Origin of the sequence: Kosakonia sp. SMBL-WEM22 (genome assembly GCF_014490785.1) — a bacterium.
Lineage (GTDB): Bacteria > Pseudomonadota > Gammaproteobacteria > Enterobacterales > Enterobacteriaceae > Kosakonia.
In genome coordinates this window covers 4,245,021-4,270,952 of the sequence record NZ_CP051488.1, presented here as the reverse complement: position 1 = coordinate 4,270,952, position 25,932 = coordinate 4,245,021, and the positions used below count along the sequence as shown (strand labels likewise).

Genomic DNA, 25,932 nt, shown 5'->3' with positions numbered 1-25,932 from the left:
TGCGGCAATATTGCCGCCGAAAAGGTGGACGCATACGTTGAGGAATCACGATTAATGAGCGATATGGCAGAGCGCCTTGCGCTGCATGAATTTACGGAAAACGCATACCTGAACTACTCCATGTACGTCATCATGGATCGTGCGTTGCCGTTTATCGGTGATGGCCTGAAACCCGTTCAGCGTCGCATCGTCTACGCAATGTCTGAACTGGGGCTGAGCGCCAGCGCGAAGTTCAAGAAATCCGCCCGTACCGTGGGCGACGTTCTGGGTAAATACCACCCGCATGGCGACAGCGCCTGCTATGAAGCGATGGTGCTGATGGCGCAGCCCTTCTCCTATCGCTACCCGCTGGTCGACGGCCAGGGGAACTGGGGGGCGCCGGACGATCCGAAATCCTTCGCCGCCATGCGTTATACCGAATCCCGCCTGTCAAAATATGCCGAGCTGCTGCTGAGCGAGCTGGGGCAGGGCACCGTTGAGTGGGTGCCGAACTTCGACGGTACGCTGCAGGAGCCGAAAATGCTGCCTGCTCGCGTGCCAAATATCTTGCTGAATGGCACCACCGGTATTGCCGTCGGTATGGCGACGGACATTCCGCCGCACAACCTGCGTGAAGTTGCCAATGCCGCGATTGCGCTGATTGACCAGCCGAAAACCACCCTTGATGAGCTGCTGGATATTGTCCAGGGGCCGGATTACCCGACCGAAGCGGAGATCATCACTTCGCGTGCGGAGATCCGCAAGATCTACCAGAACGGTCGCGGCTCCGTGCGGATGCGCGCAGTGTGGAAAAAAGAGGATGGTGCCGTGGTGATCACCGCGCTGCCGCACCAGGTCTCCGGCGCGCGCGTGCTGGAGCAGATAGCCAGCCAGATGCGCAATAAAAAATTGCCGATGGTCGACGACCTGCGCGATGAGTCGGATCACGAAAACCCGACTCGCCTGGTGGTCGTGCCGCGCTCCAACCGCGTCGATATGGATCAGGTGATGAACCACCTCTTCGCCACCACCGATCTGGAGAAGAGCTACCGCATCAACCTCAATATGATTGGCCTCGATGGTCGCCCGGCGGTGAAAAACCTGCTGGAGATCCTCTCCGAATGGCTGACCTTCCGCCGCGATACGGTGCGCCGCCGTCTTAATCATCGTCTGGAGAAAGTGCTCAAGCGCCTGCATATCCTTGAAGGTTTGCTGGTGGCGTTCCTCAATGTCGACGAAGTGATTGAGATTATCCGCGGCGAAGATGAGCCGAAGCCGGTGCTGATGTCCCGTTTCGGCATCAGTGAAACCCAGGCGGAAGCGATCCTTGAGTTAAAACTGCGCCACCTCGCCAAGCTGGAAGAGATGAAGATCCGCGGCGAGCAGAGCGAGCTGGAAAAAGAGCGCGATCAGCTGCAGGCCACTCTCGCCTCCGAGCGCAAAATGAACACCCTGCTGAAGAAAGAGCTGCAGGCCGATGCCGCCGCTTTTGGCGACGATCGCCGCTCACCGCTGCAGGAGCGCGAAGAGGCCAAAGCGATGAGCGAGCACGATATGCTGCCGTCAGAGCCGGTCACCATTGTGTTGTCGCAGATGGGCTGGGTACGCAGCGCCAAAGGGCATGACATTGACGCGCAGGGTCTGAGCTACAAAGCGGGCGACAGCTGGAAGGCGTCGGCGAAGGGCAAGAGCAACCAGCCGGTGGTGTTTATCGATACCACCGGGCGCAGCTATGCCGTCGATCCGATCTCGCTGCCGTCGGCGCGCGGGCAGGGCGAGCCGATCACCGGCAAGCTAACGCTGCCACCGGGCGCGACGGTTGAGCATATGATGATGTGCAATGAAGATCAGAAGCTGCTGATGGCCTCCGATGCCGGTTACGGTTTCGTTTGTACCTTCAATGATTTGATTGCCCGTAACCGTGCCGGTAAAGCATTAATCAATCTGCCGGAGAATGCGCGCGTGATGGCGCCGATTGCCATCGAGCACGACGACGATATGCTGCTGGCGATCACCGCCGCCGGGCGCATGCTGATGTTCCCGGTCAGCGATCTGCCACAGCTCTCAAAAGGCAAAGGCAACAAGATCATCGGTATTCCATCTGCCGATGCGGCGAAAGGGAGCGATTCGCTGGCGCATCTCTACCTGCTGCCGCCACAGAGCACGCTGACGCTCCACGTCGGCAAACGCAAAATCAAACTGCGTCCGGAAGAGCTACAAAAAGTGCATGGCGAGCGCGGACGTCGCGGTACGCTGATGCGCGGTTTGCAGAAGATCGACCGCGTAGAGATCGATTCGCCGACCCGTCCGGGCGCGGGCGATAGCGAAGAGTAATCTTCATCATCCTCTCCCCGCCGTGTGCGGGGAGATATTTCTCAGAAATTTCCCGTAAAGACGTTGTCTATTCGCAAATTGCGATTAACAATACGTTCTTTTTAAAGGCCGCATAACACAAGCCTGGACCGCACGGCGGTCAGCGAGGCGCAGCCAGCATCAGCGGATTTACGCTGGCGTGTATATAATGCTCAGGGTATGGGCTTCAGAGGTCGCTATGTTATTTATTTTTCGTGTCATCATCATCGTTATCTACTCCATTCTTGTCTCGATATTCGGCTCGATTTACTGCCTGTTCAGTCCAAGAAACCCAAAACATGTTGCCACCTTCGGCCATCTTTTTGGTCGGCTCGCGCCGGTCTGCGGGCTGAAAGTGGAAAAACGCCTGCCGCCGGGCGCGGATAAGTTCGGCAACGCCATCTATATTGCCAACCACCAGAATAACTACGATATGGTGACCGCCTCCAGCATCGTGCTGCCGCCGACGGTTACCGTGGGTAAAAAGAGCCTGCTGTGGATCCCCTTTTTCGGTCAACTCTACTGGCTGACCGGCAACCTGCTGATTGACCGTGAAAACCGCGCCAAAGCGCACGGTACCATCGCCCAGGTCGTGAAGCAGATTCAGAAACGCAACATCTCGATCTGGATGTTCCCGGAAGGCACCCGCAGCCGCGGCCGCGGCCTGCTGCCGTTTAAAACCGGTGCGTTCCATGCCGCGATTGCCGCCGGTGTGCCAATTATTCCGGTCTGTGTCTCCACCACTTCGAATAAAGTGAATCTTAACCGCCTGAAGAACGGGCTAGTGATTGTCGAAATGCTGCCGCCGGTGGATGTTTCCCAGTTCGGTAAAGATCAGGTTCGCCAGTTAGCGACCCACTGCCGTGAGCTGATGGCGGCCAAAATCGAAGAGCTCGATAAAGAAGTGGCAGAGCGCGAAGCCGCCGGTCGGGTGTAAACGTCAGTTGTGAGCAAACCCGGAGGCACCCCGCCTCCGGCGTATTAAGTCAGTGTTACTCGGAGCAAATATGTCACTCAGTCGGCGTCAGTTTCTTCAGGCTTCCGGCCTTGCGCTATGTACCAGCGCGGTGCCGCTGAGGGCGAATGCTGCCGGGCAGCAACCGCCGCTGCCCGTTCCGCCGCTGCTGGAATCGCGGCGCGGGCAGCCGCTTTTTATGACGCTCCAGCGCGCGCACTGGTCCTTTGCCAAAGGCACCCGCGCGCCGGTTTCCGGCATCAACGGTCGCTATCTCGGGCCGACCATCCGCGTGTGGAATGGCGATGACGTAAAGCTGATTTACAGCAACCGGCTAACGGAAAGCGTGGCAATGACCGTGAGCGGCCTGCAGGTGCCAGGCCCGCTGATGGGCGGCGCAGCGCGGATGATGAGCGCCAGCAATGACTGGGCGCCGGTGCTGCCGATTCGCCAGAGCGCCGCAACACTGTGGTACCACGCCAACACGCCGAACCGCACTGCTGAACAGGTCTATAGCGGGCTGGCGGGGATGTGGCTGGTAGAGGATGAGATCAGTAAAGCGCTGCCGATCCCCAATCACTATGGCGTGGATGACTTTCCGGTCATCATTCAGGATAAACGGCTGGATAACTTTGGTACGCCGGAGTACAGCGAGCCGGGCAGCGGCGGGTTTGTCGGCGATACCTTGATGGTCAACGGCGCGCAAAGCCCGTTTGTCGAAGTCTCCCGCGGCTGGGTTCGCCTGCGTCTGCTTAATGCCTCCAACTCCCGGCGCTATCTGCTACAGATGAGCGACGGCCGTGCTCTGCACGTTATCGCAGGCGATCAGGGCTTCCTGCCCGCCCCGGTCTCGGTCAAACAGCTCTCGCTGGCACCCGGTGAGCGGCGCGAAGTGCTGGTCGATATGACCAACGGCGATGAAGTGTCGATTACCTGCGGCGAAGCGGCGGGGATCATGGATCGGCTACGCGGCCTGTTTGAGCCGTCTAGCATTCTTATCTCCACGCTGGTGCTGACGTTGCGTCCTACCGGTCTGCTACCGCTGGTGACGGATACGCTGCCGATGCGCCTGCTGCCGGCGGATCTGATGGCCGGTTCGCCGTCGCGCAGCCGGGATATGACGCTCGGTAGCGATCCGGGCATCAATGGTCAGCTGTGGGACCCACAGCGCATCGATGTGACTGCCCAACAGGGCACCTGGGAGCGCTGGACGGTGCGTGCGGAGATGCCGCAGTCGTTCCATATTGAAGGCGCGATGTTTATGCTGCGCAGCGTCAACGGCGCGCTGCCGTTCCCGGAAGATCGCGGCTGGAAAGATACCGTCTGGATCGACGGCCAGGTGGAACTGCTGGTGTGGTTTGGTCAGCCTTCGTGGCCGCACTTCCCGTTCCAGTTCCAGAGCCAGACGCTGGAGATGGCCGATCGCGGCTCGGTCGGTCAGCTGCTGGTCAACCCCGCGCCGTAATTTCCTCCAACCCGGCGGCGCTCTGCCTGCCGGGTGCTGAAAAAACCTCCTTCTATTCCCACACAAAGAGGGCGTATAATCGCCGCCCTTTGACTCTCTTTTTACCTTTTCTGGAAGCACGATGAGCGCACTCTCCCTGATCCAGCCGGATCGCGATCTTTTCTCCTGGCCGCAGTACTGGGCGGCCTGCTTCGGCCCCGCGCCATTTCTGCCGATGTCGCGCGAAGAGATGGATACACTCGGCTGGGACAGCTGCGACATCATCCTCGTTACCGGCGACGCCTATGTCGATCACCCGAGCTTCGGTATGGCGATCTGTGGGCGCATGCTGGAAGCGCAGGGCTTTCGTGTCGGCATCATTGCTCAGCCGGACTGGAGCAGCAAAGCGGACTTTATGCGCCTCGGCAAACCGAACCTCTTTTTCGGCGTCACTGCCGGCAATATGGATTCGATGATCAACCGCTATACCGCCGATCGTAAGCTGCGCCATGACGATGCTTATACGCCGGATAACGTAGCCGGTAAGCGCCCGGATCGCGCGACGCTGGTTTATACCCAGCGCTGTAAAGAGGCGTGGAGAGAGGTGCCGGTGATCCTCGGCGGTATTGAGGCCAGCCTGCGTCGTACTGCCCATTATGATTACTGGTCTGATACCGTGCGCCGCTCGGTGCTGGTCGATTCGAAAGCGGATATGCTGATGTTCGGCAACGGCGAGCGCCCGCTGGTGGAAGTCGCGCACCGCCTTGCCGCCGGTGAGCCGATAGGCCAGATCCGTGATGTGCGCAATACGGCGATCATGGTGAAAGAGGCGCTGCCAGGCTGGAGCGGGGTGGATTCCACCCGCCTCGACACGCCGGGGAAGATCGATCCGATCCCGCACCCGTACGGCGAGGATCTCCCCTGCGCCGATAACAAACCCGTTGAGCCGCAGGCTGCGAAACGCGTGACCGTGCAGCCGCCGCGCCCGAAGCCGTGGGAAAAGAGTTACGTGCTGCTCCCCTCCTACGAGAAAGTGAAAGCGGACAAAGTGCTCTATGCCCATGCCTCGCGCATTCTGCACCACGAAACCAACCCCGGCTGCGCACGTGCACTGCTGCAAAAGCATGGCGATCGCTATATCTGGATCAATCCGCCCGCCATTCCGCTCTCCACCGAAGAGATGGACAGTGTCTTTGCGCTGCCTTACCAGCGCGTACCGCACCCGGCTTATGGCGAGAGCCGTATTCCGGCCTACGACATGATCCGCTTCTCGATTAACATCATGCGCGGCTGTTTCGGCGGCTGCTCCTTCTGCTCCATCACCGAGCATGAAGGGCGCATCATTCAGAGCCGCTCCGAGGATTCGATCATCAATGAGATTGAGGCGATTCGCGACACGGTGCCCGGTTTTACCGGGGTGATCTCTGATCTTGGCGGGCCGACGGCCAATATGTATATGCTGCGCTGCACCTCGTCGCGCGCCGAGCAGACCTGTCGACGCCTCTCCTGTGTCTATCCTGAGATCTGCCCGCACATGGACACCAACCATCAGCCGACCATCGATCTCTACCGTCGCGCCCGCGATCTGCGCGGCATCAAGAAGATCCTTATCGCCTCCGGCGTGCGGTACGATCTGGCCGTGGAAGATCCGCGTTATGTCAAAGAGCTGGCGACGCATCACGTTGGCGGCTATCTGAAGATTGCGCCGGAACATACCGAAGCGGGGCCGCTGTCGAAGATGATGAAGCCGGGCATGGGCAGCTATGACCGCTTTAAGCAGCTTTTCGACACCTACTCAAAGCAGGCGGGGAAAGAGCAGTATCTGATCCCCTACTTTATCTCTGCACACCCCGGCACGCGTGATGAGGATATGGTGAACCTGGCACTGTGGCTGAAGCGCCACCGTTTCCGTCTCGATCAGGTGCAGAACTTCTACCCCTCGCCGCTGGCGAACTCAACGACGATGTATTACACCGGCAAAAACCCGCTATCGAAGATCGATTACAAGAGTGAAGAGGTGGTGGTGCCGCGAGGGGATAAGCAGCGCCGCCTGCATAAAGCGCTGCTGCGCTACCACGATCCGGCCAACTGGCCGCTGCTGCGCCAGGCGCTGGAAGCGATGGGGAAAAAGCATCTGATCGGTTCACGCCGCGAGTGCCTGGTGCCTGCGCCAACGATAGAAGAGATGCGTGAAGCGCGCCGCCAGAGCCGCAGCGCGCGACCGGCATTAACCAAACATACGCCGATTGCGCAGCAGAGGAAAAAAGCGACGCGCTAAGGTGATTTGTAGGCCGGATCACCTTGTAGGCAGGATAAGCGTTAGCGCCATCCGGCAAGGCATGGCTATGGGATGTGCCGGATGGCGGCTTCGCCTTATCCGGCCTACATTTAATGCCTTTAACCGCCGAACTGATCCGGATCTGGCCCGAGGCGTTTGCCCTCGTCCAGTTTGGCGATTTCGCCCAGCTCATCTTTATCGAGGCGGAAATCCCAGACGTCAAAGTTCTCAACGATGCGCGCTGGGGTGACCGATTTCGGGATCACCACCAGGCCGCTGTCGAGATGCCAGCGAATAACGATCTGCGCCGGGGTTTTGCCATATTTATCCGCCAGATCGCGAATGATTTTCTGATCGAATACCCCTTCGCCGCCCTGTGCCAGCGGGCTCCAGGATTCCGTCTGGATCTTGTGCGTGGCATTCCAGGCATGCAGCTGGCGCTGTTGCAGCAGCGGATGGAGCTCGATCTGGTTAACCACCGGAATGACGCTGGTTTCATCAATGATCTTTTGCAGATGGTGGGTCTGGAAGTTACAGACGCCGATACTCTTAATCAGCCCCTGCTGTTGCAGCTCAATCATCCCTTTCCACGCCTCGACATAGTGATCGATTGCCGGCACTGGCCAGTGCATCAGATAGAGATCGACATAATCGAGCTGAAGCTTTTCCAGGCTCTCTTTCAAAGCCTCGGCGGGACGTTTCTGATCGTCATTCCACAATTTGGTGGTGACGAACAGCTCTTCACGCGGCACGCCCGCAGTGGCTAAGGCTTTACCAACACCCTCTTCGTTCTTGTAAGCCGCGGCGGTATCGATAGAGCGATAACCCACTTCCAGCGCCTTATGGATGGCGGTAACCACTTCCTCGTTGCTCGCTTTCCACACGCCAAGACCCAGTTGCGGCATCAGATTGCCGTCAGCGAGTTTAATCACCGTTGGATGTGTCATGCATTTCTCCTTTCGCTAGGCTTACCGGGACAGGCCCGGTAAGGTGGTTTGCATTAAGTGTGGTCGAAAAACCCAAAAACGAAAGCCGGGGTGGAGAAGCGCTTAGCACGCGGCTTCGTAGATGCGGCGGCTCACATCCAGCGTAATATCCTGATGCTCGCCCAGCGCCGTCATGCCGTGCTCTTCCAGTTTAGCCAACAGCGCCGGAATGGAGCTGCCATCAAGGCCGTAGCCGGAAAGACGCGTCGGCACGCCCATACGCTCGAAGAAGTCGCGCGTGGCGGTAATTGCCGCGTCAATGCGCTCATCGTCGCTGCCTTCGGTGATATTCCAGACGCGTGCGGCATACTGCAGCAGTTTTTCGCGTTTGGTGTCGCGCTTCTCATTCCACAGCGCAGGCAGTACCACCGCCAGGGTTTGGGCGTGATCCAGCCCGTGCATCGCCGTCAACTCATGGCCCAGCATATGGGTGGCCCAATCCTGCGGCACGCCCGCGCCAATCAGGCCATTCAGTGCCTGGGTTGCCGCCCACATAACGTTGGCGCGCACGTTGTAATTTTCCGGCTCCTGCAAAGCTTTCGGGCCATCTTCAATCAGCGTCAGCAAAATGCCCTCGGCGAAGCGATCCTGAATTTTGCCATCCACCGGATAAGTGACGTACTGCTCTACAGTATGGACAAAGGCGTCAACAACGCCATTCGCCACCTGACGCGGGGGCAGGGTGTAGGTGTAAACCGGATCGAGTACCGCGAAGAGCGGTTGTACGAACGGGGAGTGGAACGCCTGCTTATCACCGGTCGCTTTACGGGAGACTACCGCACCGGCGTTGGATTCAGAGCCGGTGGCTGGCAGCGTCAGCACGGAGCCCATCGGGATGGCGCTTTTGATCTCGCTACCGCGGGTTTGCAGAATGTGCCACGGATCGACGCCCTCGGCGTAGTGGGCAGCGGCAGCGATAAATTTGGTGCCATCCAGCACGGAACCGCCGCCGACCGCCAGCAGGAAGGTGATCCTCTCATCGCGTACCACCTGCACCGCTTTCATCAGCGTTTCGTAGGTCGGGTTCGGTTCGATACCGCTGAACTCACGTACGTCCACTCCGTCCAGCGCGCTATAAACCTGGTCAAGCACGCCGTTTTTCTTCACGCTGCCGCCGCCGTAGGTGATCAGCACGCGGGCGTTGTCGGGGATTTGCGCGCGCAGTTCGGCAATCGCGCCTTTACCAAAAAGAATGCGGGTTGGGGTATGCAGATTAAAGTTATTCATTGCTCGTTCCCTTCTGATGAAGTGAAAAATCTGGGGCGGCAGGCCGCCCGATGCAGATTATTGTGGGCGCGGGGCTGTGCAGGCTCAATGCACATTCCTGCCGATGTCTTGCCTGTTTCTCTATTCGGCTGGAGAAATGTCACAAAAGTTTGCACACTAGAGCCGTTAAAAGTGGCCGCCGGAGTGGCAAAGTATGAACCGAGAAGCGATCTGCCTGCATCTGACCGAAAAAGTTAAGATGCTGAAAAACAATGAAAATAGACTGAGCTCGCTGCTGCCGGATGTCCGTCTGCTCTATGGTACGCAGCCCGGCACCCGCACGCCGGTGATGTACCAGCCGGGGATCGTGTTCCTCTTTTCCGGGCATAAAATCGGCTATATCAACGAGCGCGTCTTTCGCTATGACACCAACGAATATCTGCTGTTAACGGTGCCGCTGCCCTTCGAATGCGAAACCTTTGCCACGCCGGAAGTGCCGCTGGCGGGCATTCGGCTCAATGTGGACATTTTGCAGTTGCAGGAGCTGCTGATGGATATCGGTGAAGATGAGCATTTTTGCCCGGAGAACGCCGCCAGCGGTATTAACTCTGCGGTGTTATCCGAGGAGATCCTCTGCGCGGCGGAACGACTGCTGGATGTGATGGAGCGCCCGCTGGACGCGCGTATTCTGGGCAAGCAGATTATCCGCGAGATGCTCTACCACGTGCTGACCGGGCCGCGCGGTGGCGCGCTGCTGGCGCTGGTAAGCCGCCAGACCCACTTCAGCCTGATTAGCCGCGTATTAAAACGCATTGAGAGCCAGTACACCGAAAACCTCAGCGTCGACCAGTTAGCGGCGGAAGCGAACATGAGCGTCTCGGCGTTTCACCATAACTTCAAATCGGTGACCAGCACCTCGCCGCTGCAATACCTGAAGACCTACCGCCTGCATAAAGCGCGGATGCTGATGGTGCACGATGGCATGAAAGCGAGCGCGGCGGCGATGCGTGTCGGCTATGAGAGCCCGTCGCAGTTTAGCCGCGAATTCAAACGTTACTTCGGCGTGACGCCGGGAGAGGATTTGGCGCGCATTCGCACCATGCAGGGGGCATAACGGACGCCCTCCTCAAAAGAGGAGGGCGGTGGTTCAGGCGTTGCTGAACTTCTTCTTAAGCACGACGGTGACGGCGCCAATCAGGCCCACCACCAGCAGGAAAACCGGCAGCACCATCAGAAAGGTCATCACCTGATCTTCGTGGCGTTTCACAAACGGGATCATGCTAATCGCGTAGCCAAGCGAGATCACCACGCCAACCCACAGCAGCGCGCTCAGCCAGTTAAAAAGCTGAAAACGGCGGTTCGACAGGCCAGAGATACCGGCCATCGTCGGTAGCAGGGTGCGGATAAAGGCCAGAAAGCGCCCGGCCAGCAGCGCCAGCAGGCCGTGGCGGTCAAACATGCAGGTGGCGCGCTCGTGATACTTCACCGGCAGCTGCGCCAGCCAGCTTTTCACAATACGCGTATTGCCCAGCCAGCGCCCCTGAACATAGCTCAGCCAGCAGCCGAGGCTGGCGGCGGAGGTGAGGATCAGCAGCGTTGAGACAAAGTCCATGCAGCCGCGGGCAATCAGCGCGCCGGCGAGCAGCAGTAAGCTGTCGCCCGGTAAAAATGAGGCAGGAAGCAGGCCGTTCTCTAAAAAGAGCGTGGCAAACATCACGAGATAGACAACGCCGACAACGTGCGGATCGGCAAGCGCAGCAAAGTCGTGATGCCAGAGCGCAGCGATAATATCTTGAATAACAGCCATGGGCTTTCCTGTGGAACCGCGTAGAGGAGGCTATTGTACTCCACTTCGCCAAAAAGACCTCGATCCGGGGCGCAACAAAGGGAGAATAATCTTACTTTTTGCCCCGTTAATCATGGTTTACACGATGCGTTGGAAGCCTGCCACTAAATCACCGATAAGATCATCAACGTTTTCTAAACCAATGTGCAATCGGATCAGCGTGCCGTCGAAGTCGACACGGCCTTCCGGGCGAATAGCAGCTATGTGCTCGGGCTGGTTGGCGAGGATCAGCGATTCAAACCCGCCCCATGAATAGGCCATGCTGAAGAGCGAGAAATTATCGAGATAGTTGGCCAACTCTGCATCGTTTAAACGCTTGTTGAGCACGAAGGAGAAGAGGCCGCTGCTGCCGCTGAAATCCCGCTTCCAGTACTCATGCCCTTTACTGCCCGGCAGCGCCGGATGGTTGACCTGCGCCACTTGCGGATGCGCCGCCAGCCACTCGGCGATCTTCAGGCTGCTTTCGTGGTGCTGGCGTAGACGCACTCCCAGCGTGCGCAAGCCGCGGCTGGTCATATAGGCGGTATCGGCGTCCAGCATCTGCCCCATCAGGTAGGCGTTTTCCCGCAGTTGCTCCCAGCAGCGAGCGTTCGCCACAGCAGTGCCGACCATCGCATCAGAGTGTCCAATCAGATATTTGGTGCCTGCCTGAATCGAGATATCGATATCAAACTCCAGCGCCTTAAACAGCACGCCCGCCGCCCAGGTGTTGTCGATCATAATGATGACATCGGGCGCGACGCTGCGTACCGCCTGCACGATAGCGGGAACGTCATGCACTTCCATGGTGATGGAGCCGGGTGATTCGAGGAACACCACTTTGGTGTTGGGTTGCACCAGTTGCACGATGCTTGAGCCAATCAGCGGATCAAACCAGCTGGTGGTGACGCCCAGTTTGGCGAGGATTTTGGTGCTGAAATCCTGTGTCGGTTCGTAGGCGGTATTGGTCATCAATACATGATCGCCCTGTTCGACAAAGGCCAGAATGGTGTTTGCCACCGCTGCTGCGCCGCAGGGAAAGAGCGCACAACCGGCCCCCCCCTCCAGCTCGCACATCGCCTCTTGCAGAGAGAAGTGGGTTAACGTCCCGCGGCGTCCATAAAAAAGCTCGCCGTTGGCGCGGTTGCGCGTGGCATGTTTTTTCGCTTCTACCGTGTCAAATACCAGAGAGGAGGCGCGCTGGATCACCGTGTTCACCGAACCCTGAGTATACTTTTTGCTCCGCCCGGCGTTTACCAGCGCGGTATCAAGATGTTTTGCCGTCATGTCTGCTCAACCTGTTTTTATACGTCTGGATGTCCAGACTACCATGATTGCGGAGTGATGCATTAACGGCGGTGAATTTTTCTATAAAACCAGCAGACGCGCCCGTTTACTGCGTCAACGCAAGGAAATAGCCGGTTATGTTGTGCACTATGTAAATACTAATGAGAACTACTATCAATTCGACGACTTTTTGCTATTATGGCGCAGTGTTTTTTGTGATTTGCGTCCCGGAGAAACAGAGTGGGTAATAATTTGATGCAGACGGATCTTTCCGTATGGGGTATGTATCAGCACGCTGACATCGTGGTGAAAATCGTGATGATCGGCCTGATTCTGGCGTCAGTCGTCACCTGGGCGCTTTTCTTCAGTAAAAGCGTTGAGATCCTGGCGCAAAAGCGCCGTCTTAAGCGTGAACAGCAGCAGCTGGCTGATGCCCGCTCACTGGATCAGGCTACTGAGATCGCCTCGACCTTCCACGCCCGCAGCCTGAGCGCGCTGCTGATTAACGAAGCGCAGAACGAACTGGAGCTCTCCGCAGGCAGCGAAGATAACGAAGGGATCAAGGAGCGTACCGGTTTCCGCCTCGAGCGCCGCGTGGCGGCAACGGGCCGTCATATGGGGCGCGGCAACGGTTTTCTCGCCACCATCGGCGCTATTTCGCCCTTTATCGGTCTGTTTGGTACCGTCTGGGGCATCATGAACAGCTTTATTGGTATCGCGCAGACGCAAACCACTAACCTTGCGGTTGTCGCGCCTGGCATCGCCGAAGCGCTGCTGGCAACGGCTATCGGCCTTGTTGCCGCTATCCCGGCGGTGGTGATCTACAACATCTTTGCGCGCATGATCGGCAACTATAAAGCGAACCTCGGCGATGTTGCCGCGCAGGTGCTGCTGTTGCAAAGCCGCGATTTGGACCTCGCCGCCAGCAACGCGCAGCCGGTTCGAACTACCCAGAAATTACGCGTAGGTTGATTAGCCATGGCAATGCGTCTTAATGAAAACCTCGACGATAATGGCGAAATGCACGAAATCAACGTCACGCCGTTTATCGACGTAATGCTGGTGCTGTTGATTATCTTTATGGTGGCCGCGCCGCTTGCTACCGTCGACGTTAAGGTTAATCTGCCTGCCTCCTCCAGCCAGCCGCAGCCGCGCCCGGAAAAACCGATCTATCTCTCCGTGAAGGCAGATAACAGCATGTTTATCGGCAACGATCCGGTAACGGAAGAGACGATGATCAACCAGCTGAACGCGGTAACCGAAGGGAAAAAGGACACAACAATCTTCTTCCGCGCCGATAAGACCGTGGATTACGAGACGATGATGAAAGTGATGGACAGCCTGCATCAGGCGGGCTATCTGAAGATTGGTCTGGTCGGGGAAGAGGTCGCGAAAGCGAAGTGACCTGCGACAAAGATTAAAAAAAGCTGGCCGAAGCCAGCTTTTTTTTATGCCTGTTTAGCTGAGGTGCTCGCCACCCGTCACGCCATGCACTTCTGCGGTGACATAGCTCGACTCCTGGCTTGCCAGATAAACATAAACCGGTGCCAGCTCTGCTGGCTGCCCGGCGCGTTTAAGCGGCGTCTGCTGGCCAAACTCCGGCAGTTTCTCCTGCGGCTGACCACCAGAAATTTGCAGTGCGGTCCAGATCGGCCCTGGCGCGACGCTATTCACACGGATCCCTTTCTCTGCCACCTGTTTCGCCAGCCCGCGGGTGTAGTTGAGAATAGCCGCTTTGGTCGAGGCGTAATCAAGCAGATGGGTGCTCGGCTGATAAGCCTGAATCGACGAGGTGGTAATAATGCTGCCCCCGCGCGGCATCAGCGGAATCGCCTCCTGGGTGAGCCAGAAGAGCGCGAAAACGTTGACCTTATAGGTATAGATAAACTGTTCGCTGCTGAGGTCTGCAATCTCCTCAATCGCGGTTTGCGTGCCCGCCACCAGCGTCAACACATCCAGCCCGCCAAGCTGCTCTTTCGCTTTGTGCGGCAAAGAACGGGCAAAGGCTTCATCGCTCAGGTCACCGGGGATCAGTACGGCTTTGCGTCCGGCCGCTTCAATCTGCTCTTTAACCTGCTGCGCATCTTCCTCTTCGGCAGGAAGGTAGTTAATAGCGACATCCGCACCTTCGCGGGCATAGGCAATCGCCGCCGCGCGACCAATACCGGAGTCGCCGCCGGTCACTAACGCTTTACGACCTTTCAGCCGCTCGCTGCCGACATAGCTCTTTTCACCACAATCGGGAACCGGTTCCATTTTCGCCTGCACACCAGGGAAGGGCTGCTTCTGCTTAGGATATTCACCGGTGTAATACTGAGTGGTCGGATCCTGGATTTTTGTCTGGTCAGTTGCCATTAAGTATCCTCCATATCGGTTGCTTAGACCTTAAGGATAGAAGTTCACGCTGACTTCGCAGACAAATTCAGGATTTTCTTGATCGTGGCGGGTTATTTCCCTTTGCTACTCGCTTTGGCAGGGGCCTCTTTCGCCGCCGCTGAAACAGTCGACACTGTCGAGGTGCGATACTCCCCCTCGCTCAATCTACGGCTCCAGCGAAGTGTTGCACTCTCGCGGCTTACCAGGTGCTGATAGTTCGCCTCCAGCCGACCCATGATCTTCTCGCGCAACTCTGGGTGCTGTTCGATGATGGCGGCAATCGTCGCGCCGTAAATCTCCTCTTTCACCTGCAAGGGGTAGATTTCACGGCGGTTTTGCCACTTCAACCGTACCAGTGCCGCTGGAATAGAGACTAAATCCTGGGCGATGCGTTGAATCGTCTCGTTTTTACTCTGCACCAGCGCGTCGATATTTTGCTTTAAGATAAATTCGTCGCTTTTGCTTTCGCTGTAATTGATATAGACGTTATTATTTTCAATTTCAGCCACGTTATTCATCCCCAAGTTTATAAAACATTGGCTCATCTATTTCGCGTGTAATCAGATTAAGCCAAATCTCATCACCTGCGTCGTTAATAGTTTGCGTCTTATCGGAAATTATTTTGCTCAGGCTCTGAGCATCTATCTCACCTTCGGCTTGTAAATCATTAAGTAATCGCGCAAAGGTCTCAATTTTCACGACTCGGAATAATCGCTCTTTAATATGACGATCATGCTCTTCAAGTAGCATATTTCGTGATTGCCCGCTGCGGCTGGCGTTGGCTAATATATTTTGTGCATGCTCAGAAAGCGGGCCAATATCCTGAGTAAAATCAGGCTCTTTTCCCTCTTGTGCTGCCCCGCTTTCAACGGCAGAAAGATGAAAGCGCGCCGGGACGAGGTTCTCGGGAAGCATTTCTATTATCCTTTACTATTTGACAGGGGAGACAATATTAAGGGGCGAGGTTCGTTGACAATATCATGGTGCAATTTTAAAATCAAAAGAAAGGAGCCTGCCGATGGACAGTATTTTGTATTCTGTTATTACTTTATTGCTGCTAACGGGCGGAGTTTTATTATTGATGCATGAGTACAATAAAAAGACGCCCCTTACTGAAATTAATGAACACACACCACAGTTAGCGCCGCTGTCGAAAGAAGAGGGCGAAGATCATTTTTCAGGGTTAATGAACGCGATTACCCCAGAGTGGTACTGGCGCGTTAATCATGAATATATCGATTTTTTGCAAGCAACGATTAAGCGTATGAAGATGGCGGAGATAAATAGCACGCCAGGATTATTTGAAGCCCAGCGGCGTTGCAGCGATCTCAATTCAGCGGTGTATAAGTATTACGACAACATTAAAAAACGCTGCGTCAATGGCGAAAAAGTTTCCGCCAGCGACCTGGATGTGCTCAACCTGCGCCAGTGTTTCCATGAATTCAGTACAAAAGCTTATCCTGCGCTGGTCGTGCTGGTGTGGCCGGAGAACCAGCGTCCGTGGGTTAACCCTGCTGACGTGTAGTTAACTCCGCCGGAGTGTTGCAAAAAGCTGACGGTGTCAGGCTATACTGAGCGCCGGTTTAGCTATCTGACGAGACACTACGGAACATGGAACGCTTTCTGGAAAACGCAATGTACGCTTCGCGCTGGTTGCTCGCCCCGGTCTATTTTGGCCTCTCTCTTGCTCTCCTGGCACTGGCCATTAAATTCTTCCAGGAGATTTTTCACGTTATCCCTAACATCTTCTCGCTGGCAGAAGCGGATCTGATCCTCACGCTGCTGTCGCTGGTGGATATGACGCTGGTCGGCGGTCTGCTGGTAATGGTGATGTTCTCCGGCTATGAAAACTTTGTTTCGCAGCTGGATATTGGTCCCCACAAGGAGAAACTGAGCTGGCTGGGGAAAATGGATGCTACCTCGTTAAAAAATAAAGTGGCGGCATCTATTGTCGCCATTTCGTCGATTCACCTGCTGCGCGTCTTTATGGATGCGAAGAATGTCCCGGATAATAAGCTGATGTGGTACGTAATTATCCACCTGACGTTTGTTCTCTCCGCCTTTGTGATGGGCTATCTGGATCGTCTTACCCGCGGCAAACATTGATTTTTGATGGGGCCTGGGCCGGATAAGCGCAGCGCCCTCCGGCAAGCTGCGCCTCCGGCACGTCACTTCTATTTATCCGATGATGCCTGCCACAGGTTCAGCTCCCCGTCGGCCACATGCTTATCAATTTGCGCCAGCTCATCGGCGCTAAAGCTCAGGTTACTTAACGCCTGCACATTCTCCTCCAGCTGCTCCGGGCGGCTGGCACCAATCAATACCGATGTTACGCGCGCATCTTTTAGAAGCCAGCTCAACGCCATCTGCGCCATTGACTGCCCACGGCGTTCGGCCATCTCATTAAGCAGACGCAGGCTGGCGAGATTGCTCTCGGTCAGCATCTTCTCCGTCAGGCCGCGCACCTTTTTGCCTTCGCGCTGCATGCGTGACCCCTCAGGAATACCGTTGAGATATTTGCCCGTCAGCAATCCCTGCGCCAGCGGCGTAAAGGCGATACAACCGATGCCGTTCTCCTCAAGCGTCTCTAAAAGACCGGTGTTATCGACCCAGCGATTGAGAATGTTGTAGGAGGGTTGATGGATCAGCAGCGGCACTTTCCATTCGCGCAGTAGCGCGGCCATTTGCTGTGTACGCTCTGTCGAATAAGAGGAGATCCCGACATAGAGCGCTTTACCGCTCTGCACTGCCTGAGCCAGTGCAGCAGCCGTCTCCTCCATCGGTGTTTTCTCATCTACGCGGTGCGAATAGAAGATATCAACATAGTCGACGCCCAGACGCTTAAGGCTCTGATCGAGGCTGGCAAGAAGATACTTGCGCGAGCCACCGGAGCCGTACGGCCCTGGCCACATATCGTATCCAGCCTTAGTTGAGATAATCAGCTCATCGCGATAGGGGGCAAAATCGTCGCGCAGTAGCCGACCAAAATTCTCCTCCGCGCTGCCTGCGGGCGGCCCATAGTTATTGGCTAAATCGAAGTGGGTTATCCCCAGATCGAACGCTTTACGTAGCAGCGCACGCTGCGCATCCAGCGTGTTGACGTGACCAAAGCTGTGCCACAAACCGAGCGACAGGGCGGGCAGTTGCAGACCGCTGTTGCCACAGTAACGATACTGCATCTCTTCATAACGCTGAGGGTTGGCGAAGCCGGACATGATCTCTCCTCTGATACCTGGCGGTAAATGGAATTTTGAAACGACGTTTCTATCTTACGTGCGATTGCTTCTCAGCAAAAGAGCCGTTCAGTTGACGTTAAAGTAAGGAAAAAATAAGGTTTCGCATGCGCTTTACACTGCTGCTTAATTCTCTTCAGGCAGCGCTTAAATCTACGAAAATTCCTGGAATGATGAGACAAAAAGGGCGACTTTTTTTCCTGCCAGCGCCGCAAGACAGCGGTGAAATATAAGAAGAAACGATGGCATTACGCGCAAGAAAAATGAGCCCCGCAGCAAAACGGTGGGCCAGCGCTACGGCAGGGTGCATGGCCGTTAGGTTTGAGCACAGGAAGCGGACTGGAAAATGCGATGGAGAAAAATATATATAGCAGTGATAAATTACTTTTTTATAATATTTTAATTTTTCTTTATGAGCGCAAAAAATAAATAAAATTTAGCGCTGTTGATTAAATTATTGCTGTTTCGAGGTCGCTTTAAATAATAGTGATTTATAGCTTAAAAATACCTTCGTTCTTTTTACGGTAATAGAGTGCAGGCTTAACTTAAATGGTGCTATTTTTAAATTTAATACTTATATATCAGCGTGTTAAGATTTTGTTGGTGGCGGGCTTTGCGCAACGTAATGTTAGCAGAATAACCATTTCCCTGGTCACTACATTCGCGAAAGCGATAAAAAAATCGCGTCTCTTTTTTTACATAAATATTTTAATCCGACCATACAACTTCCCCAAAGCGTGCCGATAAAGGTGATAACTCTCGTCTCGCAGGCGAGGGGGTTACCTTCACTGCAAGGATAATATTATGAATATGCTTCGTAACTTTACTATACGCGCCGTGTTGCTGGTGATCCTTGGGATCTTCGGCGTGCTGTGGTCTGGCGTCGGTCTGTATAGCGTCTCTTCTTTGTCAAAAGTTGCCGACGGTAATGAAATTGACCGCCAGCTGGTAACGCAAATGACACTTCTAAGCCAGGGCAATGATCAATACTTTCGCTTTGTGACGCGCCTCAGCCGCGTGATGGAAGCCAAAGCTGCTGGGGGAACGCCTGACATGGCGCCCGTGCAGCAAGCGCTGGATAATATGGCAAAACGCCTTGCCGACTTTAAAGCTGTTTCGCCAGGTCCAATAGATCCTAAAGTTTCAGAACAGGTGATCTCTGGCTGGCAGGCGCTGCTTGAGCAGGGTATCACTCCGCAGATGCAGCTGGCACAACAGGGCTCGCCAGAAGCCTATCGCGCCCAGGCTAATAACGTGACGCCCGGCCTGAGCCGTAATTTTGGTGTCGCGACGGAGAGTTTCAACAAAGCTGCTGCCGCAATGCTGGATGAAACTCGTGTGATGGTCGATCACCAGACCAGCACCACGCGCGCGGCGATTATCGTAGCGATGGTGCTGGGCTTGCTGATCCTGCTGTTTACGGATCGCTACCTGGTGACCATGCTGGTCAAACCGCTGAACCGAATCCGTGCGCACTTCAAACTAATAGCGCAAGGCGATCTCAGCCAGCCGCTGGAAGATATGGGGCGTAACTGCGTCGGTCAGGTGATTCCCCTCCTGCTAGCGATGCAGGATAGCCTGCGCGAAGCGGTAAGCAGCATCCGCCATGGCAGCGAAAACATCTGGCGCGGCGCAACCGAGATCTCAACCGGCAATAATGACCTTTCATCGCGTACCGAAGAGCAGGCCGCAGCGCTGGAGGAGACCGCAGCCAGTATGGAAGAGTTGACCGCCACGGTGAAACTGAACGCCGACAACGCCAGCCAGGCGAGCAAACTGGCAGAAGTGGCCTCGGACACCGCCAGTAAAGGCGGGGCGTTGGTGAAAGAGGTGATCACCACGATGGACGGTATCTCCGGCAGTTCGAAGAAGATTGCCGAAATCACTACTGTCATTAACAGCATCGCTTTCCAGACCAATATTCTCGCCCTTAACGCGGCGGTAGAAGCGGCGCGTGCCGGTGAGCAGGGGCGTGGTTTCGCGGTGGTTGCTGGCGAAGTACGTAACCTCGCCAGCCGCAGCGCGGGCGCGGCAAAAGAGATTGAAACCCTGATCGCTGACTCCGTTTCACGGGTTGAGAAGGGCGCTCAGTTGGTGAATGACACCGGTGCCACGATGGAGGACATTCTGCGTGGCGTGCGTGAAGTGACCACTATTATGAAAGAGATTGCTGCCGCTTCTGCCGAGCAGAGCAAAGGCATATCGCAGGTAGGCGTTGCTATTACGCAGATGGATAACGTTACCCAGCAGAATGCCTCGCTGGTCGAACAGGTGTCGGCTGCCGCCGCTGCGCTGGAGCGTCAGACCGAAGAGCTACAGCGCTCTGTGCAGAAGTTCCGTTTGACCAGCCGGGAGGAGCACAAATCTGCTGCGCATGTTTTGCCTGAGTTGAGCCGTGGCCCAGCCCGTAAATCCGCCGCATCGTCAGATGAGTGGGTGGCGTTCTAATCTTCGCCCTCTCCCTCGCGTCTCAGGGATGGGGCGCGTCGGTGATCATCTGGGTCACCAGCGAAAGGTTGCCGATACTGGCTTCGCTGGTGCGGTAAAACTTACTTTTATCGATCAGTAACAGCGACTGCTGCGATCGTCGCAGCAGTGCCGACTTAAATGCCGCGTTATGCCGCGTGGAATCCCACATCTCGCCGTGGTCATCTATCCCCTCGCAGGAAAAGATAAAGAGATCGATCTCCAGCGATTTCAGCAGGCTGGCGAGCGCCGGATTAACGTAGCAGCGCTCACCGCGCGCCAGCCGACCACCGGAGCAGATAAGCTCGCTGTGCTGTCGACGGGCCATCACTTCGCACACCGGCAAACTATTGGTAAACACCGTCAGCGGAATATCCGGCAGCTGTCGCGCCAGGTGAAAGCAGGTTGAGCTGGCATCGAGCGCCAGCGTCATCCCCGCTTCCACCCAGTTCAGCGCATGCCGCGCGATATCAGCTTTATCCGCATAGTGGCTTTTCAGACGGGCACGAAACGGTTCGCTGCCGTCCGCCAGCGTGCGTGCGCGGCCATGCCGCCGGATGATTTTACCTTGCATCTGCAGGGCGTTGAGATCGCGGCGAATGGTCTCCACGCTGACGGCAAGCTCGGTGGCGAGCGCGGCAGTGGTGATCGACTGCTGACTTTTCAGAAGCTGAACAATCGCCTGCTGGCGCGCCGTCTTGATCATTACTTTACGCGCTGCGTTTATCTTCGGTTTGCGTATCGAAGTCGCTGGCGTCGTGGCGCTCATGCAACTGCTCATTTGCCGGGCCGAAGGTGCGGTTCACCATGCGGCCGCGCTTCACGGCCGGGCGTTCAGCGATCGCCTTCGCCCAGCGCTGGACGTTTTTGTAGCTACCCGCATCAAGGAACTCCGCCGCATCGTAGACATTGCCCAGCACCACGTTGCCGTACCACGGCCAGATCGCCATATCGGCAATGGTGTACTCATTGCCTGCAACAAACTGATGTTCCGCCAGTTGCTTATCCAGCACGTCGAGTTGGCGCTTGGCTTCCATGGTGAAACGGTTGATGGCGTATTCAATCTTCACCGGCGCATAGCTATAGAAGTGACCGAAGCCGCCGCCGAGGAAAGGCGCAGAGCCCTGAAGCCAGAAGAGCCAGTTCAGCGCTTCGGTGCGGGCAGCGAGATCGCGCGGCAGGAAATGACCAAACTTCTCTGCCAGATAGAGCAGAATATTGCCCGATTCAAACACACGGGTCGGGGGAGTGGTGCTGCGATCGCACAGCGCCGGGATTTTCGAGTTCGGGTTCACTTCGACGAAACCGCTGGAGAATTGATCCCCTTCACCAATACGGATCAGCCACGCGTCATACTCCGCTTCAGTCACCCCTTTCGCCAGCAGCTCTTCAAGCATGATTGTCACTTTCTGGCCGTTCGGCGTACCGAGTGAGTAGAGCTGCAACGGATGTTTGCCCGTCGGCAACGCTTTTTCATGAGTGGCACCGGAAACCGGGCGGTTGATATTGGCAAACGCGCCGCCGCCGGATTGATCCCATGCCCACACTTTCGGGGGTTGATAGTTGTCTGACATAGCGTTTCCCTCTTTGTGATGTTTGATGTTGTTGGGCTACATGCTGTGCAGTGTAGCAGTCGCCTTTGGCGAGGATACACCACAATCCGGGTGGAAAAGAGTGGCCATTATTGTGGTTATCAGCCGTGAAACCTTTCGCTGGCTCTCTGTGGAAATTTTATTTAAATGCCCTGACTTAAAACGATTTCATTATTATTCTGCCTCTTTAAGTAAAATTTAAACTGTATTAAATAAGTCTTTTCTTATTTTTAAAACGTCTATAATGAAGTTACTGTTACCATTATTTCTTATTAATTTGTTTTCTCAGGCTGACGATAAACGTTATAGGGATTTTTTTTCGACTCATCCTGGAAGAGTCATCAGCTAATTATCTGTTAACTACACGCGGAGAAAATGATGCAGGAAATTCAGGCTATTCAGGCAAGCCCTCCGCTTGCCAACGCACACGAGCACGCAACGCACAAAGCGGCGATGACTACCTCCACGGAGAACCTTAAAGAATCTCATACCTATCAGGATGAGAGCATAAAAGTGACCCTTTCCAGCAGAACGGAGAGCGACAAAGAGAGTAAGGAAGTAAAGGCCGAAGAGCCGGTACGCCAAAAGAAAAGAGTGGAAAATCAGGATATTGATTATGCGCTAGAGATGTCCGGTATTCCACAGTTCGGCGGGCGGCTGGTGACGGTAGTGAAATATCCCGATGGGCGAACCGAAATGATTGACGCCTTTACCGGGAGAAAAGTGACCCAGGAGCAGTTAGCGCGTGCCCAGGAGCTTGAGGCACTCAATAAAACTGCCCAGCAGTCCAAAATAAAGCAGGCGCAGCAGATCACCCCCGGCGAGTCCACCCCGACGGATATGCAATAATGCTTCGCCAGTTTAATTAATATATTTTATATTCTCAGTGAGTTAATTAAGAAATAACTCAAAAAATATTTGCTCTATTTGGGTTAAGTTAAGGCAAGCAAGATTGATTATAAGCAGGCATTTGGCTGGGAATTGCTGCCGCCTGGATAACAGGCGGCAGTAGATCTTAGAAGAGAACCGAATAATTTATGCTAAATGTCCGACCTCGGCCTTTATAGGTATATAACTCTGGCGCGCCATAGGTTGGGCTATATATTTTCGGTGCCCGTTGGCCCCAGACGGTGGTGTACTCCTCATCCAGCAGGTTCTCCACGCTGAAGCTCACTTTACCCACCGGCAGGGCGTAGCTGCCGAGCATATCAACCGTGTTATAGCCATTGATGCGTTTCCCTTCAGCGTCAGAGAGATCGAAGGTCTGGGTGCTTTGCAGACGCAGCGTCCAGTCGCCCGGCGCCCAGTTGATCCACGCGCTCACTTTCGATGGGCTGGCGCTGTCGATGGTCAGCTTTTCCCACTTACCCTCAACCTGTGTCTCGGATTTGATGGCGTTAAAATTGGCCCCGGTGCTCCACTCGCTGTCGGTAAAGAAGTAATCCACCTGACCCTCAACGCCATAAATGCGGCGCTTACCCTCATCAACAACAATAGACATATCGCTTTTATTGATCTTGATAGTCTTATCCGAGAGAGAGTAGTAGCCCGCAATCTGCGTGCGCAGGTTATCACCGGTATAGCGCCAGCCCAGTTCGTAGGCGTTAACTTTTACGCCATCCAGCTTCACATCATTCACATTGACACTGTTACGCAAACGGTAGTGACCATCGACTAACTGGTAACTGCCCGCGCCGTAATATTTCGCCGGATCGGGGATCTCAAAACCCTGCGAGAAGTTGAACCACAACTGCTGGCGGTCGGTCAGATGGCCGAGGATACCGGCGTTAAACAGCAGGTTATTGTAATCCGTTTTGCCGCCCGGTACGGCATCCGCCGAAGTGGCTTTACCGTTGGCAATCGCCTGCTGCTGGGCATAACCGACAAAATCGTCGATGCGGTTTTCCATATATTGATAACGTACGCCGCCGCTCAGAGTGATGGCGTCAATGTCGTAGCTACTTTGCAGGAAGGGCGCAATGTTTGTGATGCTGTAGCCCGGGTAGCGCTCGACCTTAAACGTTTTATCCAGTTGCATTCCCCCGCTGGCAGCGGCGCTGTTGAGGTCGAAAAACTGCTGGTTGGCGTCGAAGTTTTCATGTTCAGCATCGATCCCCCAGGTCAGCGTCAGGTCATCAACCGGTTTGCTGTTGATGGTCAGCTTGCCGCCATAAAAATCGGTTTTCTGCTGCGACGCGCCAATGCTGGTGACCCGGTCGCCAGAAGGCGTAGGGAAGGGGTAAAATGACAGGCTCTCGTCGCGGTAGTAGATCTGCGCCACCACATCCTGGCCCCAGAAATCAGTGTTAGAGTATTGCAGATTAATCAGGTGGCGCTCGGTGCCCGGGATCCGGTCGGCATCAAGGTTGCCTTTGTTGTACGCCTTAGCGGAGCCGGTCACCGCCGAGAAGTTTTCGCCTAAGAAGAGGCCATGTTTCCCGTCAGACTCGCTCTTAAAGTACTGCGTGGTGAGTTGCAGCTGCTGGTGCTCATCGATATTGAGCGTGCCGGTGCCCATCACGTCCAGCCGATCAGAGTATTGCAGACCGGTCTGGGTGTTATCGATAATCACCTCATTGCCTTTGCCATCATACCAGCCGCCGTAGCGCTGATAAGCAACCGACAGCCGCCCGGAAGCCTTATCATTACCGCCACTCACCGACGCCGCGACGTTATCGTCATGATCGTTATGGCTGTTAAAGCCGCTTTTGGTGCCGGTCTGGAACTCCACTTCACTCTCCGGCTGCCCCTTTTTAGTCACGATATTGATCAGGCCGCCGGTGCTGCCGCCGCCATAGAGCGAAGTGGCACCGGAGATAATCTCAATGCGCGAGATATTAAAGGGATCGATCGAATCGAGCTGGCGGCTGTCGGTGCGCGATGAGTTGAGGCGCACACCGTCAACCATCACCATCATTGAGCGCCCGCGCATATTCATGCCGTAGTTGGTGCGCCCCTGGCTGCTGACATCCATGCCTGGAATAAGCTGCGCCAGCACCTCTTTTAACTCTTTACCACCCTGAACCTGCTGCTCAATTTCAGCCTGCTCAATGACCCAGGTGGTTTGTGCCATATCGGCGACGCTATGATTGGCGCGGCTTGCGGCCACTATCAGCGTCTCCTCTTTAGCATCTTGCGCCGCAGCCTGCGCGGATAACATCATCAACAAACAGGGGTTAATAGCCCAAAGGTAACGATTTTTCATTCTTATAACGTTCCTGATTATGCAGGTGAAAACGACCGGAGCCGGTCGGGGTAAGCACCGCTCTCGTGTTGAGAGTAATTATCAAGATGATATGAATTATCGTTACCAAGTAAACAGTTTATGTAAAAAAATTATGCCTAAGCTAGTGATTTAACTACTAATTTTAAGAGGTTGTTTCTTTGGTAAATAAATGACGGGAAGGAAGGAACCGGCGCGAACGGTAATGTCGCCCGGTATTATGTGTGCTCTAAGATTTAATTACAGGAGTAAACGCGGGTCATTAAAGCGTATTAACAAGTTTATCAGCGCCTGTTTTTATTATTTTTTTCTTTAAAATCCGCAATCGCCTGGTTGATGTTTTCCGTAGCGAAGGTGTCAACTTTTTCTCCGTCCAAAAAGACTTCGTAATGTCCGGAAACATATTTAAAGGTAAACATCTTATCCTGGTAACGAAGACGTTTTTCCTTTACTGATAAGCCCCTGATGCGCATAGCGACGCGGGCCATCGTGTCTATCTTTTTATTTTTCATGATTATTTTACTTACCGTTGCAGGTTGAGTCCGCGTTCAAATATTGAAACCACGTTGGGCGATAGTAATTTTTTACCCACTCAAAAGAAAGCAAAGGTTGCCAGAAAAGCACACCTGAGGCCAGTTAAAATATCTTCTGATGATTTAAGGTCTTTTTAGCCAATTAATCAACCTGCTGCCATATATGGCTGCATTAAGAAACAACCTATCCGCGTAAG

The 25,932-nt window shown here is 55.0% G+C and carries 23 protein-coding genes; 11 read left to right on the top strand and 12 right to left on the bottom strand.

The features are described 5' to 3' along the window. Positions 1–54 precede the first annotated feature (54 nt). The 4 genes from parC to HF650_RS20460 all read left to right on the top strand — a co-directional run bounded on the left by parC (position 55) and on the right by HF650_RS20460 (position 7,008). Positions 55–2,313 carry a DNA topoisomerase IV subunit A gene (parC, locus tag HF650_RS20475; protein ID WP_187800148.1) on the top strand — a complete coding sequence of 753 codons (2,259 nt, stop codon included), beginning with the start codon at positions 55–57 and terminating at the stop codon, positions 2,311–2,313. Positions 2,314–2,530: 217 nt separating this feature from the next. After that, the gene (locus HF650_RS20470) at positions 2,531–3,268 is read left to right on the top strand and encodes a 1-acylglycerol-3-phosphate O-acyltransferase (RefSeq protein ID WP_187800147.1); all 738 of its coding nucleotides are present in this window, start codon (positions 2,531–2,533) and stop codon (positions 3,266–3,268) included. Positions 3,269–3,338: 70 nt separating this feature from the next. Then, complete coding sequence (ftsP, locus tag HF650_RS20465) at positions 3,339–4,751, top strand: cell division protein FtsP (protein WP_187800146.1); 1,413 nt, start codon at positions 3,339–3,341, stop codon at positions 4,749–4,751. Between the two features lie 121 nt (positions 4,752–4,872). Continuing rightward, entirely contained in the window at positions 4,873–7,008 is a 2,136-nt protein-coding gene (locus tag HF650_RS20460) for a YgiQ family radical SAM protein (protein WP_187800145.1), read from the top strand. 119 nt (positions 7,009–7,127) lie between these two features. On the opposite strand, the gene dkgA is transcribed toward HF650_RS20460, so the two are convergent. Together dkgA and yqhD are read right to left on the bottom strand one after the other, a co-directional pair. Continuing rightward, positions 7,128–7,955 (bottom strand): 2,5-didehydrogluconate reductase DkgA, encoded by an 828-nt coding sequence (gene dkgA / locus HF650_RS20455; RefSeq protein WP_187800144.1) that lies wholly within the window; start codon positions 7,953–7,955, stop codon positions 7,128–7,130. Positions 7,956–8,057: 102 nt separating this feature from the next. After that, the gene (yqhD, locus tag HF650_RS20450) at positions 8,058–9,221 is read right to left on the bottom strand and encodes an alcohol dehydrogenase (RefSeq protein ID WP_187800143.1); all 1,164 of its coding nucleotides are present in this window, start codon (positions 9,219–9,221) and stop codon (positions 8,058–8,060) included. Between the two features lie 193 nt (positions 9,222–9,414). Between yqhD and HF650_RS20445 the strand changes: the two genes are divergently transcribed. Further along, the gene (locus HF650_RS20445) at positions 9,415–10,314 is read left to right on the top strand and encodes an AraC family transcriptional regulator (protein ID WP_187800142.1); all 900 of its coding nucleotides are present in this window, start codon (positions 9,415–9,417) and stop codon (positions 10,312–10,314) included. A 33-nt stretch (positions 10,315–10,347) separates the two neighbouring features. Here HF650_RS20445 and HF650_RS20440 read toward each other — a convergent pair whose 3' ends face one another. Then, on the bottom strand, positions 10,348–11,007 hold the full coding sequence (locus HF650_RS20440; protein ID WP_128482097.1) for a DedA family protein: 660 nt from the start codon (positions 11,005–11,007) through the stop codon (positions 10,348–10,350). 117 nt (positions 11,008–11,124) lie between these two features. Next, complete coding sequence (metC, locus tag HF650_RS20435; protein ID WP_187800141.1) at positions 11,125–12,312, bottom strand: cystathionine beta-lyase; 1,188 nt, start codon at positions 12,310–12,312, stop codon at positions 11,125–11,127. Between the two features lie 240 nt (positions 12,313–12,552). Here metC and exbB point away from each other — a divergent pair, with 240 nt between their 5' ends. Then, positions 12,553–13,284, top strand: a complete 732-nt coding sequence (gene exbB / locus HF650_RS20430) for a tol-pal system-associated acyl-CoA thioesterase (protein ID WP_187800140.1) — start codon at positions 12,553–12,555, stop codon at positions 13,282–13,284. A 6-nt stretch (positions 13,285–13,290) separates the two neighbouring features. Continuing rightward, positions 13,291–13,716, top strand: coding sequence for a TonB system transport protein ExbD (exbD, locus tag HF650_RS20425; protein ID WP_042718016.1), 426 nt, complete (start codon positions 13,291–13,293; stop codon positions 13,714–13,716). A gap of 54 nt (positions 13,717–13,770) precedes the next feature. On the opposite strand, the gene HF650_RS20420 is transcribed toward exbD, so the two are convergent. The 3 genes from HF650_RS20420 to HF650_RS20410 form a co-directional block, all read right to left on the bottom strand. After that, the gene (locus HF650_RS20420) at positions 13,771–14,667 is read right to left on the bottom strand and encodes an SDR family oxidoreductase (RefSeq protein ID WP_187800139.1); all 897 of its coding nucleotides are present in this window, start codon (positions 14,665–14,667) and stop codon (positions 13,771–13,773) included. Positions 14,668–14,759: 92 nt separating this feature from the next. Further along, positions 14,760–15,197 (bottom strand): cytoplasmic protein, encoded by a 438-nt coding sequence (locus tag HF650_RS20415; RefSeq protein ID WP_223284224.1) that lies wholly within the window; start codon positions 15,195–15,197, stop codon positions 14,760–14,762. Position 15,198: 1 nt separating this feature from the next. Beyond that, a complete protein-coding gene (locus HF650_RS20410) occupies positions 15,199–15,603 on the bottom strand; it encodes a hypothetical protein (RefSeq protein ID WP_187800137.1) in 405 nt (134 codons plus the stop codon). A gap of 103 nt (positions 15,604–15,706) precedes the next feature. Here HF650_RS20410 and HF650_RS20405 point away from each other — a divergent pair, with 103 nt between their 5' ends. Both HF650_RS20405 and HF650_RS20400 read left to right on the top strand, forming a co-directional pair. Then, positions 15,707–16,213 carry an RNA helicase gene (locus HF650_RS20405; protein ID WP_187800136.1) on the top strand — a complete coding sequence of 169 codons (507 nt, stop codon included), beginning with the start codon at positions 15,707–15,709 and terminating at the stop codon, positions 16,211–16,213. A gap of 86 nt (positions 16,214–16,299) precedes the next feature. After that, positions 16,300–16,794, top strand: coding sequence for a TIGR00645 family protein (locus tag HF650_RS20400; RefSeq protein WP_187800135.1), 495 nt, complete (start codon positions 16,300–16,302; stop codon positions 16,792–16,794). Positions 16,795–16,862: 68 nt separating this feature from the next. Here HF650_RS20400 and HF650_RS20395 read toward each other — a convergent pair whose 3' ends face one another. Further along, complete coding sequence (locus HF650_RS20395; protein WP_187800134.1) at positions 16,863–17,903, bottom strand: aldo/keto reductase; 1,041 nt, start codon at positions 17,901–17,903, stop codon at positions 16,863–16,865. Positions 17,904–18,725: 822 nt separating this feature from the next. On the opposite strand from HF650_RS20395, the gene HF650_RS20390 reads away from it, so the two are divergent. Further along, positions 18,726–20,369 carry a methyl-accepting chemotaxis protein gene (locus tag HF650_RS20390; RefSeq protein ID WP_187800133.1) on the top strand — a complete coding sequence of 548 codons (1,644 nt, stop codon included), beginning with the start codon at positions 18,726–18,728 and terminating at the stop codon, positions 20,367–20,369. A gap of 22 nt (positions 20,370–20,391) precedes the next feature. Here the strand turns inward: HF650_RS20390 and fucR are convergent, their stop codons facing one another. Then, complete coding sequence (gene fucR / locus HF650_RS20385) at positions 20,392–21,090, bottom strand: L-fucose operon activator (RefSeq protein WP_187802781.1); 699 nt, start codon at positions 21,088–21,090, stop codon at positions 20,392–20,394. Between the two features lie 7 nt (positions 21,091–21,097). Beyond that, positions 21,098–21,961, bottom strand: a complete 864-nt coding sequence (gene yghU, locus HF650_RS20380; RefSeq protein ID WP_187800132.1) for a glutathione-dependent disulfide-bond oxidoreductase — start codon at positions 21,959–21,961, stop codon at positions 21,098–21,100. A 393-nt stretch (positions 21,962–22,354) separates the two neighbouring features. On the opposite strand from yghU, the gene HF650_RS20375 reads away from it, so the two are divergent. Further along, positions 22,355–22,828, top strand: a complete 474-nt coding sequence (locus HF650_RS20375; RefSeq protein ID WP_223284223.1) for a hypothetical protein — start codon at positions 22,355–22,357, stop codon at positions 22,826–22,828. A 166-nt stretch (positions 22,829–22,994) separates the two neighbouring features. On the opposite strand, the gene HF650_RS20370 is transcribed toward HF650_RS20375, so the two are convergent. Both HF650_RS20370 and HF650_RS20365 read right to left on the bottom strand, forming a co-directional pair. Next, positions 22,995–25,184 (bottom strand): TonB-dependent siderophore receptor, encoded by a 2,190-nt coding sequence (locus HF650_RS20370; protein ID WP_187800131.1) that lies wholly within the window; start codon positions 25,182–25,184, stop codon positions 22,995–22,997. 302 nt (positions 25,185–25,486) lie between these two features. Next, a complete protein-coding gene (locus tag HF650_RS20365) occupies positions 25,487–25,714 on the bottom strand; it encodes a hypothetical protein (protein WP_042718032.1) in 228 nt (75 codons plus the stop codon). Between the last annotated feature and the right edge of the window lie 218 nt (positions 25,715–25,932).